At 48.7% G+C, this 13,315-nt stretch carries 9 protein-coding genes; 2 read left to right on the forward strand and 7 right to left on the reverse strand.

From position 1 onward, the window contains the following. Window positions 1-9 precede the first annotated feature (9 nt). Window positions 10-4,398, forward strand: a complete 4,389-nt coding sequence (carB, locus tag M2137_RS01910; RefSeq protein ID WP_348538023.1) for a carbamoyl-phosphate synthase (glutamine-hydrolyzing) large subunit — start codon at window positions 10-12, stop codon at window positions 4,396-4,398. Window positions 4,399-4,535: 137 nt separating this feature from the next. Here carB and M2137_RS01915 read toward each other — a convergent pair whose 3' ends face one another. From M2137_RS01915 to nusB, 5 genes are all read right to left on the reverse strand, one after another. Beyond that, complete coding sequence (locus M2137_RS01915) at window positions 4,536-4,955, reverse strand: DUF5606 domain-containing protein (protein WP_280764775.1); 420 nt, start codon at window positions 4,953-4,955, stop codon at window positions 4,536-4,538. 86 nt (window positions 4,956-5,041) lie between these two features. Next, complete coding sequence (gene coaE, locus M2137_RS01920) at window positions 5,042-5,623, reverse strand: dephospho-CoA kinase (protein ID WP_280764776.1); 582 nt, start codon at window positions 5,621-5,623, stop codon at window positions 5,042-5,044. Next, window positions 5,620-6,633: a YbbR-like domain-containing protein gene (locus tag M2137_RS01925; protein ID WP_280764777.1), complete on the reverse strand. Its 1,014-nt coding sequence runs from the start codon at window positions 6,631-6,633 to the stop codon at window positions 5,620-5,622. Before M2137_RS01925 ends, coaE begins: the two co-directional genes overlap by 4 nt. Window positions 6,634-6,648: 15 nt before the next feature. Next, window positions 6,649-6,966, reverse strand: coding sequence for a preprotein translocase subunit YajC (gene yajC, locus M2137_RS01930; RefSeq protein ID WP_280764778.1), 318 nt, complete (start codon window positions 6,964-6,966; stop codon window positions 6,649-6,651). A 57-nt stretch (window positions 6,967-7,023) separates the two neighbouring features. Next, entirely contained in the window at window positions 7,024-7,950 is a 927-nt protein-coding gene (nusB, locus tag M2137_RS01935) for a transcription antitermination factor NusB (protein WP_280764779.1), read from the reverse strand. A 412-nt stretch (window positions 7,951-8,362) separates the two neighbouring features. Between nusB and speA the strand changes: the two genes are divergently transcribed. After that, window positions 8,363-10,255 carry a biosynthetic arginine decarboxylase gene (speA, locus tag M2137_RS01940; RefSeq protein ID WP_280764780.1) on the forward strand — a complete coding sequence of 631 codons (1,893 nt, stop codon included), beginning with the start codon at window positions 8,363-8,365 and terminating at the stop codon, window positions 10,253-10,255. Between the two features lie 208 nt (window positions 10,256-10,463). On the opposite strand, the gene M2137_RS01945 is transcribed toward speA, so the two are convergent. Both M2137_RS01945 and M2137_RS01950 read right to left on the reverse strand, forming a co-directional pair. Next, window positions 10,464-11,963 (reverse strand): glutamine synthetase family protein, encoded by a 1,500-nt coding sequence (locus M2137_RS01945; RefSeq protein ID WP_280764781.1) that lies wholly within the window; start codon window positions 11,961-11,963, stop codon window positions 10,464-10,466. An 11-nt stretch (window positions 11,964-11,974) separates the two neighbouring features. Then, complete coding sequence (locus tag M2137_RS01950) at window positions 11,975-13,306, reverse strand: MATE family efflux transporter (protein ID WP_280764782.1); 1,332 nt, start codon at window positions 13,304-13,306, stop codon at window positions 11,975-11,977. Window positions 13,307-13,315: the final 9 nt, after the last annotated feature.

The raw sequence follows: 13,315 nt of genomic DNA on the forward strand, positions 1-13,315 counted from the left end.
TAGAGAAAAATGCAAAAAGACAAAGTAGCAACCCTCGTTTTAGATGATGGCAGTGTCTATCAAGGTTATTCTTTTGGGTATGAGGCTCCGGTGAGTGGAGAGGTAGTGTTTAATACGGCCATGACCGGATATCCGGAGAGTCTGACCGACCCTTCGTATGCCGGGCAGATGATTGTGTTGACCTATCCATTGGTGGGCAACTACGGTGTGCCTCCGCGAACCTTTGGTGATAATGGCATCGCCACCCTGATGGAGAGCGAAAAGATACATGCGCAAGCGATTATTATAAGTGATTACAGTCATGACTTCAGCCACTGGAACGCGGTGGAGAGCCTGGGTGATTGGCTGAAAGCGGAGAAGGTGCCGGGTATCTATGGCATCGACACCCGTGCGTTGACGAAGAAGCTGCGGGAAAGCGGAGTGATGAAAGGATGGATCTGCCCCTCTCAATCCCCCCCAAAGGGGGAAGCCGTTCCCCCTTTGGGGGAATTGAAGGGGGCTGCCTACGGCGACATCAACTACGTTGATCAGGTTTCTACTAAAGAGGTGATAACCTATAATGAAGGCCCGGGAAAGAAGCGGGTGGTATTGGTTGATTGCGGGGTGAAGCATAATATCATCCGCAGCTTAGTCAACCGCGATGTGACGGTCGTGCGTGTGCCTTGGAACTATGACTTTAACCAACTGGAATGGGATGGTCTGTTTCTGAGTAACGGGCCGGGCGATCCGGATACCTGTTCGGAAGCGGTCGACAACATACGCAAAGCACTGGAAGGCAATAAGCCGATCTGCGGTATCTGCATGGGAAACCAATTGTTGGCAAAAGCCGGTGGCGCTTCTATCTTTAAGCTGAAGTATGGCCATCGCAGTCATAACCAACCGGTGCGGATGGTAGGCACGAACCGTTGTTTTGTAACATCGCAGAATCATGGGTATGCTGTGGATAACGACACCTTGGGCAACGATTGGGAACCGCTCTTTGTTAATATGAATGACGGGACCAATGAGGGAATCCGACACAAGACCAAACCTTTCTTCTCTTCCCAGTTCCATCCCGAAGCCTGTAGCGGCCCGACAGATACGGAGTTTATATTCGACTTGTTTGTTGACTCTCTGCAAACCGGGGAATTGATAATTGATAATGGAGAATTGATAACGAATAATTATCCATTATCAACTATCCATTATCCATTAAAGAAAGTTTTGGTTTTGGGTTCCGGTGCTTTGAAGATCGGGGAGGCGGGAGAGTTCGACTATTCCGGTTCGCAGGCATTGAAGGCGCTTCGCGAAGAAGGAATCGAAACGATCCTGATCAATCCCAATATTGCCACGGTACAAACCTCGGAAGGGGTGGCCGACCGGGTTTACTTCCTGCCGGTGACGCCCTACTTCGTAGAGAAGGTGATCGAAAAGGAACGGCCGGAAGGTGTCTTATTGGCATTCGGTGGACAGACGGCATTGAACTGTGGGGTGGCTCTTTATCAGAATGGAGTATTTGAAAAATATAAGGTACAAGTATTGGGAACACCGGTGCAGGCTATTATCGATACGGAAGACCGTGAGCTTTTTGTCCGCAAACTGGATGAGATCGGTGTGAAGACCATCAAAAGTGAAGCGGTAGAAAACATAGAAGATGCCCGCCGGGCTGCCAATGAACTGGGCTATCCGGTGATTATCCGCGCGGCATACGCCCTGGGAGGTCTTGGCTCGGGCTTCTGTGATACGGAGGAAGAGCTGGATGTACTGGCGGAAAAAGCATTCTCTTTCTCTCCACAGGTATTGGTAGAGAAGAGCCTGAAGGGTTGGAAAGAGGTGGAATATGAGGTGGTACGCGACCGGTTCGATAACTGCATCACGGTGTGTAATATGGAAAACTTCGACCCGCTGGGTATCCATACGGGAGAAAGTATTGTAATTGCCCCTTCGCAAACCTTGTCGAATACCGATTACCATAAGCTGCGCGAACTGGCGATCAAGATTATCCGCCATATCGGTATCGTGGGAGAATGTAATGTGCAGTATGCCTACGACCCGGAAAGCGAGGACTATCGGGTGATCGAGGTGAATGCCCGCTTAAGTCGTTCGTCGGCGTTGGCCTCGAAAGCGACCGGTTATCCATTGGCTTTTGTGGCGGCTAAGTTAGGGTTGGGCTATGGATTGTTTGATTTGAAGAACTCGGTTACGAAGACAACGACTGCCTTCTTTGAACCGGCGCTCGACTATGTGGTGTGTAAGATACCACGTTGGGACCTGGGTAAGTTCCATGGTGTGGACCGTGAACTGGGCTCGAGCATGAAGTCGGTCGGCGAGGTGATGGCCATCGGGCGCACCTTTGAAGAGTCGCTTCAGAAAGGGTTGCGTATGATCGGACAGGGAATGCACGGCTTTGTGGAAAACAAAGAACTGGTCATTGATGATATCGACCGGGCCTTGCGCGAACCGACCGACCGGAGGATCTTTGTGATCAGCAAAGCTTTCCGTGCCGGATACACCATCGATCAGATCCATGACCTGACGAAGATCGACAAATGGTTCCTGCAAAAGCTGATGGGAATCATTGAAACGGCGGAAGAACTGGAAGCCTTCAAGCAACTGTCGGAGGTGCCCGATCTTTTACTTCGCCATGCCAAACAACAAGGCTTCTCCGATTTCCAGATCGGACGCGCTGTCTTCAAAGAAGAGACCGATCCGGAAAAGGCAAGCCTGCGGGTGCGTCAGGAGAGAAAAAAGAGAGGAATACGGCCGGTTGTGAAGCAGATCGATACGCTGGCGGCTGAATATCCGGCGCAGACCAACTACCTCTATATGACTTATAGTGGGGAAGAAAACGATGTGAAATATCTGGGCGACCACCGTTCAATCGTTGTATTAGGTTCGGGCGCTTACCGTATCGGCAGCTCGGTCGAGTTCGACTGGTGCGGAGTGCAGGCATTGAATACGATACGCAAGGAGGGATGGCGTTCGGTGATGATCAATTACAATCCGGAAACCGTATCGACCGACTACGATATGTGCGACCGCCTCTACTTCGATGAACTGACCTTCGAACGGGTAATGGACATCCATGAGTTGGAAAATCCGCACGGGGTGATCGTATCGACCGGCGGACAGATACCCAATAACCTGGCAATACGTTTAGACGAACAACAGGTGAATATCCTGGGAACCTCCGCTCAAAATATCGATAACGCGGAGGACCGTGAGAAGTTCTCTGCCATGCTCGATCGCATAGGCGTGGATCAGCCCCGCTGGAAAGAATTATCTTCGATGGAGGATATCAATAGTTTTGTCGAAGAGGTTGGCTTTCCGGTATTAGTCAGACCGAGTTATGTGTTGAGTGGAGCCGCCATGAATGTTTGTTCTAACCCCGAAGAGTTGGAGCGATTCCTGCGATTGGCAGCCAATGTGAGCAAGAAGCATCCGGTGGTGGTCAGCCAGTTTATCGAAAACGCCAAGGAGATCGAGGTGGATGCGGTGGCTGACAGGGGCGACATTGTGATGTATGCCATCTCGGAACACATCGAATTTGCCGGGGTTCACTCCGGAGATGCCACCATACAGTTCCCGGCACAGAAGCTCTATGTAGAAACCGTGCGCCGGATCAAACGCATCAGTAAGCAGATCGCCCGCGAACTAAACATATCCGGTCCATTCAATATCCAGTACCTGGCCAAAGGGAACGAGATCAAAGTGATTGAATGTAACCTGCGGGCATCGCGGAGCTTCCCGTTTGTGAGCAAGGTGTTGAAGATAAACTTCATCGAACTGGCTACGCGGATTATGCTCGGACTGCCGGTAGAGAAGCCGGCGAAGAATGAGTTCGACCTGGAGTATGTAGGGATCAAAGCCTCGCAGTTCTCCTTCAACCGCCTGCAAAAGGCCGACCCGGTGTTGGGTGTCGATATGGCTTCCACCGGTGAGGTGGGTTGCCTGGGTGATGATGTCTCGGAAGCGGTATTGACCAGTATGCTATCTGTCGGGCAACGCATCCCGGAAAAGAATATCCTTCTGTCGACCGGCTCGGCCAAACAGAAAGTATCTATGCTCGATGCCGCCAGGATGTTGAAGGCAAAAGGCTATAATATCTATGCGACCGGAGGAACCCATCGCTTCCTCGAAGAGAACGGTATCGTGAATACGAAGGTCTACTGGCCAAGCGAAGAAGGACATCCACAGGCCTTGGATCTGTTGCGTGAGAAGAAGATCGATATGGTAGTGAATATCCCGCGTGACCTGACCGCACGCGAATTGAGCAACGGATACCAGGTGCGCCGCGCCGCTATCGACCTGAACGTGCCATTGATTACAAATGCCCGCCTGGCAAGCGCCTTTATCGAGGCGTTCTGCACATTGAGCCCGGAAGATATTCAGATCAAGAGTTGGCAGGAATATAAATAGTTGAAGTAGTCAGAGTAGTTAAGTAGTTAAAGTAGTCAAAGTAGTCAAAGTAGTTAGAGTAGTCAGAATAGGTATATTTATAGTCTTACTTGACTACTCAGTCGCAAAGCGACTGATAACTACTCTGACTACTCTAACTACTTACCTTCCTCCTCTTCCTTCTTAGCCGGAGAGAAGTCGGTTATACCATTTTCAATCAGTAGATTGTACCAGTTCAATAGTTTCTTGATATCGTTGGGATATACGCGGGCGCGGTCGTGATCGGGCAATACTTCCAGCATATAGGCTCTCAGTTCGTCCGGTTTGGCCTTTGAAGGCGCAAAGCTCAGCTTCTGTCCGTTTTCCTTTTCTTTGACGAGGGTCAACACTTCGTACAGCGGTTTCTCTTCCTCTATCGTATATATGGCGATATCTCCCAAAGAGATGATCTTATCGGTTGCGTAGGCTGGTATTCTTTTTTTGTCGATTAATGATTCGATGATCAACATGTTTTTTCCTTGTGATACAAGTTTGTATAATCCGGGTCTGCCGGAAACGGATAAAATTTCTTTCAACATAATCGGTTTCTTTTGTGTTTAACTTTGAAGCTGCAAATGTAGTATAACTGTTGGATATATCAATAAACCGGAGGAGGAAAAACGGCTTATCCCCGGCGTATGGCGGCTATGACAGCTTCGGTCTGCGGGATAATGGCCCGGATATCGTCGTTGTAAATGACGTAGTTGGCTCTTTCTTTTTTTATTTCATCGGAAAGTTGGCTTTGTATGCGGCGTTCCACCTCCTCGCGGGAGGCTGTTCCGCGCTTACTGGCTCTTTGGATGCGCAGCGCCCGCGGGGCATACACCATCAGGCTGACATCCACGATCCGGTCGAATCCCGATTCGAATAGTATGGCCGATTCGATGGCAGCCAGATCGCTCTCCTGTTGTTTTACCCATTGAAGGAAATGACGGTTGACCTCCGGGTGGATAATGTCGTTTACCTTTTCCAGCCGTTCCGGATGTCCGAATATATACGAAGCCAATAACGGGCGGTCGAGCCCTTTCGAGGTATATAGGTCGCTGCCGAAAAGGGCGGTGAGTTGTTGCCGGATGATAGGAGAAGAGTCGGTCAGTTTTTTGCTTTCTTCATCGGCTATATAGACAGGAATGCCCATCACGCCCAACAAGGAGGCAACAACTGTTTTCCCACTTCCGATACCGCCTGTGATGCCGATCGTTTTCATTCTGTCCGACGATCTTGTTCCAGGATAAATTCGATCTGCTCCGGAGTGATCGATGCCGAGCGTATCCAACTCGGTTGTGTGGATAAGGTGATAGAGGTGACTCCGGTCAGGTTTTGTTCCAGCTCCGAGAAGGGGAGTAGGATTCGAAAATCATTTTCGGTCAGGTCGCGGAAACGGCTCATCGGCACACTGGATACCACTTTTGCTGTAGGCGGAAACAGGCGCACGGTGAAATCGGCCGGTAGGCCGGTGACAGTGATTGGTATTTCCAATGTCTTTTCTGTAAACTCTTCGACAGGCACTGTGATGGTGACCATCTCCTGATCAAAAGAAACACCGGTTTGTTTCTCCAGTTTTACCTGGCGGGTGGTTGTTTTGTTGACTTTGCTTATCTCCGTATAGGCCGTCTTTACTTCTGTGATGGAGTCGAGAATGGTTTCAGCGGCATAGATCTCCACTGTTCTTGGAGATATGATCACTTCGCCCGAGCGGTGGAAACCGGCAGACGGCTGAACCCTGCCATTGAAAACGACGGGCACTTTTTTCTCTTTCATGCGGCTATAATGGATCTCGAACGATCCCGGTTCGAATCCGATCAGTGAGGTGCTGGCCAATAGTTGTTTATAAATGTCGGCTTCTATCTCTTTCCGTTCGATGGTGAGTTGACCTTTTTCGACAGCCAAATCTTTCAGATTGAGTTCTACCGGATTGAAACTTCTACCAAACGAATAGTTAAGTAATACGCTTCCCTTGTCCCTGATCCGGGCTATGACCTTTTCGGGCACCGTGTCGCTGAAGGCAATCTCGGCGGGCGCATCTTTGTAGCGGATAGGGAGTGTGATCTCTATCTCATAATCCTGCTGTAGGCTCTGCAGATACCAGAATCCGAACGATAGCAGGACAAAAGCCAGGAAGATCAAAGTCTCTTTCCATTTCTGACGATGAAAAATGACCCTGATCTTTCGCTGAACAGACTTGAATGGTTTTTTATTCTCCTCAAGCCGTGCCATATAAACTGTTTTTAATTATTTCTGTTTTGCGTCTTCCGTAGAGGCAAATACGGAGGTTTTGTCGATACGGATACGAACTCCTTCAGCTATTTCGATCAGCATATACACATCGCCAATCTCTTTGATCTTACCGTAGATACCTCCGGCGGTCACAACTTTATCGCCTACAGCCAATGCTTCGCGTGCTTTTTGTACGTCTTTTTGTCTTTTCTGTTGCGGACGAATCATCAGAAAATAGAAGATGGCGATGATCGCAACCATCATCAACAAACCTGACCATGGGTTTGCTCCTCCGGTGGCAGGCGCCTGTAATAAAATGCTCAGTAAATTCATATTCGTTTGATTTTTATGTTAATTCCATGCGGATATTTACAAATGTACGTATTATTCTTAATCTTTGAACAAAACCTTTTCTTTTTTTAACTCGCCGATAATAGAATCAAGCACTCCGTTGATAAAGGTGCCACTTTTGGGGGTGCTGTAATATTTAGCTGCATCGATGTATTCATTGAGGGTGACACTGACCGGAATAGTTGGGAAATGCATGATTTCCGCCATAGCCACCTGCATAATGATGAGATCCATTTGCGCGATGCGTTCTGTCTCCCAGTTTTTCAGGTGCTTTTCGATGCGCTCACGGTATTCTTTCCCGTGAAGAAGCGACTGACGGAAAAGGCGCACGGCAAAATCACGATCTTCCATATCCTTAAACATCGGGAGAAGAGCTTGGTTTTCGCCGGCTTGTTCTTCAAACCGCTTGATCGTTTTCAAGGTGAAGGTGGCGACAATATCGATGTCGTCGTTCCAGTAGATGCTCTTCTCTTCCAGGTATTCTTCCACCATTTCATTACCGCAGATATGGCGTTTGAAGAAGGCGCGCCAAAACTCCTGGTCGGCCTCATACGAATCGTTTTCATCGTTGAGATAGGTAGCGTAGAGATCAGATGCCAGCAGGATATCTAACAGGTTTTTGATGAAATCAGCATCGTTGCTCCAAGACAATTTATGCTCTTCGACGTAGGCCAACAACTCTTTGTTTCTGGCCAGCTGAGCCGCGAATCGGTTGTCGGCGAGCTTCATGTTGGGATGCAGATCCGCTTCCGTCGGACGCAATTTGTGCTTGCGGTTGTCGAGAATACGTTGGTGCAGATAGGTGATTTCAGTGATGAGGAGTAGAAAACAATGGTATAAGTCATACGACTTTTGGAGGCTGAAGAGCAACTCTTTTTCAGCCACTTTGAGGTCTCCGTTTCCGTTTTGGCAAAAGGAATAGACTATTTGCAAAACTTTGATGCGGATAAGAATTCTGTTAATCATCGTTTGAAGGAACTTCTTTTGTTGTTATCGCCGACAAAGGTAATGAATTCCCCGATATTATTCGATATGCAGGTAAAAAATAGCTCTTCTTGCCAGACCCCCAAACTTACGATTTGTAATTTCCGCAGGACTTTTTCGCCAAAAAGGCGGGAGTATTTTGACAAACTCCCGGGAGAAACACTTTTTAACGTATGGATTTGTAAGCAAAACGGCCTTTTTGCTTACAATCGCTATTTTGCGATAATGGTCAATTCGGATTTCGGCGGAAAAGCATCTCCTTGACACTTATCAATAATATAAATGCCTTTGGATAGATCATTTTTAAGTGTGGAAGTGCTATTCTCGTTGTTTTATTGCTTAATTTTGTCCTTTTATTTTTTAGTATAAACCATTTTAGTGCAAGGAACAGAAAATGAGAAAGTGGCGCATTGAGGATTCGGAAGAATTGTATAACATCCCCGGATGGGGTATTAACTATTTTTCTGTCAATGAAAAAGGAAATGTAGTGGTTACTCCCAAGAAGGAATATGCCGGCGTTGATTTGAAAGAGCTGATCGACGAACTGCAGATCAAAGACATTTCCACCCCTACGCTGATCCGTTTTCCGGATATTCTGGACAACCGGATCGAACAGATTTCCAAATGTTTCAAGATCGCTGCGGAAGAGTATAAATACGAAGCGGAGAACTTTATCATCTATCCCATCAAGGTGAACCAAATGCGACCTGTGGTGGAAGAGATCATCAGCCACGGAAAGAAATTCAATATCGGACTGGAGGCAGGATCGAAGCCTGAATTGCATGCGGTGATTGCCATGTATCCCGATTCGGAGTCATTGATTATCTGCAACGGCTACAAAGATGAAAGCTATATAGAGTTGGCTTTGTTGGCTCAGAAGATGGGAAAACGCATTTTCCTTGTGGTAGAGAAGTTGAATGAACTGAAGCTGATCACCAAGATAGCCAAGCAACTGAATATCCGTCCGAACATCGGTATACGCATCAAGCTGTCGAGCTCCGGCAGTGGCAAATGGGAAGATTCGGGAGGCGACGGTAGCAAGTTTGGCCTCAACTCGAGTGAATTGCTCGAAGCACTCGAATTTATCGAAAAGAATAAGATGGAAGACTGCCTGCGCCTGATCCATTTCCATATCGGCAGCCAGGTGACCAAGATACGCCGCATCAAAAACGCGCTGCGCGAAGCATCGCAGTTCTATGTGCAACTGCGTACGATGGGCTTCAATATCGAATTTGTCGATATAGGAGGTGGTCTGGGTGTCGACTACGACGGCTCGCATTCATCCAATAGCGAAAGCAGCATCAACTATACCATTCAGGAGTATGTGAACGACTCGATCGCGACCATGGTAGATGCCAGCGACAAGAATAATATCCCTCATCCGAATATCATTACCGAATCAGGCCGTTCGCTTACGGCTCATCACTCCGTATTGATTTTCGAGGTATTGGAAACAACCACCCTGCCCGAATGGAACCCGGAGGATATGGTGTCGGAAGAGGATCACGAACTGGTGCATGAACTCTATCAGATCATGCAAAACCTGAACCAGCAGCGTATCCTGGAATCCTGGCACGATGCGCAACAGATACGTGAAGAGGGCCTCGACCGTTTTGGCTTGGGTATGCTCGATCTGCGCACACGAGGACAGATCGAACGCCTCTACTGGACGATAGCCCGCGAGGTATATGCCCTGACCAGCCAGATGCGCCATGCTCCGGAGGAACTGAAGCAGTTGGCGAAGATATTGCCTGATAAGTATTTCTGTAACTTCTCGCTCTTCCAGTCGCTGCCCGACTCCTGGGCCATCGACCAGGTGTTCCCGATCATGCCGATACATCGCCTCGACGAACGTCCGTCGCGCACAGCGACCTTGCAGGATGTGACCTGCGACTCGGATGGGAAGATCGTCAACTTCATATCTACCAAGAACTATTCCTATTACCTGCCGGTGCATCCTTTCAAGACAAAGGAATCCTATTATATCGGAGTCTTTTTGGTGGGCGCCTATCAGGAGATACTGGGTGACCTGCACAACCTGTTCGGCGATACGAATGCGGTGCATGTCAGCGTAGACGAAAAGGGTTACACTATCGATCAGATTATCGACGGGGAAACGGTAGCCGAAGTGTTAGACTACGTACAATACAACCCCAAGAAAATGGTACGCACACTCGAAACCTGGGTGACCTCTTCGGTGAAATCCGGAAAGATCACGGTAGAAGAGGGAAAAGAATTCCTGTCTAACTACCGCTCCGGCTTGTATGGGTATTGTTATTTGGAGTAAGGAAGCCCCTCCAATTGCTTTATGCTAACGCTAAGCGACCTTCGGTTCTCCCCCAAGGGGAGGCTTAAAGACAAAAGAAACCCCGACTATCTGTTTATGATAGCGGGGTTCCTTTTTTTAGTATCCTATCTTAAGCCTCCCCTTGGGGGAGAACCGAAGGTCGCTTAGCGTTAGCATAAAGCAATTGGAGGGACCGCAGCTTTGGAGGTTACCCACAATAGAAATACCGTTCCACCAATTCTGCCATGCCTTGCGGATTATTTTCCAATTCCTGACGCAGGGAGGCATCGTTGAAGGATTGTAGATATTGAATGATGCCATCGATTGCTTTGGAGCTGAATACATTGTGTTTCTCAAACGCCGCGCGTTGCTCTTGCAGGCAGGCGGCGGAGGCGGCACAACTATCGGGCAGTTGGCGGAGTCTGTTCAGTTTCTCTTTGTGTTCTTCTTTATGGATATTCACATTGACATAGGTCTCTTCGGCAACCTTCAACGCCTCTTCCATTTCAAAGCCATGACGACAGGCAACGGCCAGTCCGGCCATCAATTGATAGATATTGGCAGATCCATCCGGTGAACGCATCTCGACGGTTTGTTTTTGGGTGGTGTCGTACGCATTCTTTGGCTCCAGCGGGTTGGCGATCACGCTCATATCGCTCTTTCCGGTCCATCCTAAGGGAACACGTACCAATACCGAGCGATTGCGATCGCCCCAGCAGATATTGGTCGGTGCTTCCTGATGAGGTACCAAGCGGAAGTAAGAGGTTGGGTTGATATTGCCAAAAGCCGTGATAGAAGGTGCCAGTTCCATCATACCGGCAATAGCTTTGCGGGCAGTCTCTGAGAGTTGTCCGTCGGCAAGCATCTGGTTCTTTCCCTCTTTCATAATGCGCATGTGTACATGCAATCCCGATCCCGCCTTTCCGACGGTGATCTTGGGGGCAAAGGTTATATCGTATCCATATTGACTGGCCAGGTTGCGGATGATCCATTTAGCTACCAACAACTGGTCGGCAGCATCTTCGGCACGGGTCGGCAGGAATTCTATCTCATTCTGTTCGTAAATCTTCCCGTCCCGGGTGAAGTTGCCCACCTCCGAATGACCGTATTTGATCATGCCACCTGCCATCGCGATATAATGCATACATTTTACCCGGAAGTCATTGAACTTGGCAAAGGGCGCTGATTCGTGATAGCCGCGTTGGTCGGTTGCCGGAAACAGCCCGGTCTCCGGTGCGATCACATAATATTCCAATTCGCCCATGGCTTCAAATTCCATACCGGTAACGTTACGGAAGGCCTCGCAGGCTTTGTGAAGCGTATATTCCGGAGCGCTTTCCAATGGCTCTCCGTCTTTATTGAAGAAAGAACAAAGCATGGTCAGGGTCGGTATCTCGGCGAAGGGATCGACAAAGGCGGTGCGAAAACGGGGCACCACATAGAGGTCGCTGCTGCCCGCTTCGATAAAAGGGAAAAGGCTGGAGCCGTCGACACGTTCCCCACAGGTCAGGATGGTATCTAAGTAAGTAGCATCATTAATAACGAAGTTAAGTGTTTTCAATCGTCCGTCCGCGGCGGGATACATAAAATCCACCATGCGGATCTGCTTCTCGCGGATAAAACGGATGATATCCTCTTTTGTAAAATCTGTTGTAGGTTTCTGCAGGTAATCAACCAGCATGTTCGCATTCATTTCCAGGTTTGTCATAGATATTATAATTATTTGAATTTAAGGAAGCGTAAATATAGCATAATTCCGGCACTGGTCAATCCGAACGGGAAGGCCATCCAGATACCGAATGCGCCCCATCCCAGGGTGAAAGCAAAGAAATAGCCTAACGGCAGGGAGATAACGAAATAGGCGATAAAGGCGATCAGCATCATGGGTTTTACGTCACCAATGCCGCGCAGGGCGTTGGCGTAGGTGATCTGCAAGCCGTCGCCAAACTGGTAAATAATAAACGGAAGAACCAGGCTGGCCACCATGGCGGCTACCGGTTCACTGTCGGTAAACCACCCACCGATCTGATGGCGCAACAGATAGAGCGGAATGGATACCACCACGGCCATCAACATAATAATATGAAATCCGGCGGATGCCGATCGTCGTGCATTCACGGTGTCGCCTTTACCGCGGTAGTTGCTCACCAACACTGCCACAGCGGCTCCCATACCATAATACATCATAAAGCCGACCTGAGAGACCGATAGCATAATCTGGTGGCTGGCCAATGCTACTGTTCCAAGCCATCCGATCATAATCGCGCTCAGGCTAAAAGAGGCTGTCTCCATCCCCATTTGCAGGCCTACCGGCCATCCCATATTGTTTAATAAGCGGAAGTCGCGCTTGTTGAAAGGACCCTTTCGGAAGCCTTCCACATAGATCCGGTAACGTTTGGCTTTCAGGAAGATCACGACAAAGACGATAAGCATGACGATGCGTGAGAACAATGTACTGATACCGGCTCCGACCAATCCCATCTCCGGGAATCCGCATTCCCCATAAATCAACACATAATTGCCTACGATATTCAACAGGTTGCCCCCCAATAGGATCCACATAGCGGTCTTCGGATCGGTGATCCCATCGGCAAATTGCTTGAACGCGTTGAATAACAGGATAAACAACAGCGACACAAGCAAGATCAGGTAGTAGGGTTTGATCAGCGGAATCAATTCAGCAGGCTGCCCCAAGCGTTCTATATTGAAATAGAGGGCGCCCATAATGACTGTCAGTAACAAGGCCACCAGCGCATTTGCTAACAAGCTGTTCTTCAATGTCCGCCCAATAGCCTCCGGTTCTTTGTTGCCAAACAGGGTGCCCACCACAGGCGTCAGCCCGTACGAGAAGCCTGTGCTGAAGATAATAGCCAGGTTGAACATGCTGTTTACGAAAGAGGCAGCACCCAGTTCGTCGGTACTATGCTGCCCGATCATCAATGTGTCGGCAAAGGAAAGGATGATTTGTCCTACCTGCCCGATCACAATGGGAACCCCCAGATAGATGAGGGATTTATAATGGCTCTTATAGCGTTGGAAATGGCGATTCATGCATACTTT

Origin of the sequence: Parabacteroides sp. PFB2-10, from assembly GCF_029893085.1 — a bacterium.
In the GTDB taxonomy this organism is placed as follows: Bacteria; Bacteroidota; Bacteroidia; order Bacteroidales; family Tannerellaceae; genus QVMG01.

Bases quoted from the DNA above. Each gene is read 5' to 3' on its own strand.
- carB (WP_348538023.1), top strand. From the start codon at position 10: ATGCAAAAAGACAAAGTAGCAACCCTCGTTTTAGATGATGGCAGTGTC.
- M2137_RS01915 (WP_280764775.1), bottom strand. From the start codon at position 4,955: ATGTTGAAAGAAATTTTATCCGTTTCCGGCAGACCCGGATTATACAAA.
- coaE (WP_280764776.1), bottom strand. From the start codon at position 5,623: ATGAAAACGATCGGCATCACAGGCGGTATCGGAAGTGGGAAAACAGTT.
- M2137_RS01925 (WP_280764777.1), bottom strand. From the start codon at position 6,633: ATGGCACGGCTTGAGGAGAATAAAAAACCATTCAAGTCTGTTCAGCGA.
- yajC (WP_280764778.1), bottom strand. From the start codon at position 6,966: ATGAATTTACTGAGCATTTTATTACAGGCGCCTGCCACCGGAGGAGCA.
- nusB (WP_280764779.1), bottom strand. From the start codon at position 7,950: ATGATTAACAGAATTCTTATCCGCATCAAAGTTTTGCAAATAGTCTAT.
- speA (WP_280764780.1), top strand. From the start codon at position 8,363: ATGAGAAAGTGGCGCATTGAGGATTCGGAAGAATTGTATAACATCCCC.
- M2137_RS01945 (WP_280764781.1), bottom strand. From the start codon at position 11,963: ATGACAAACCTGGAAATGAATGCGAACATGCTGGTTGATTACCTGCAG.
- M2137_RS01950 (WP_280764782.1), bottom strand. From the start codon at position 13,306: ATGAATCGCCATTTCCAACGCTATAAGAGCCATTATAAATCCCTCATC.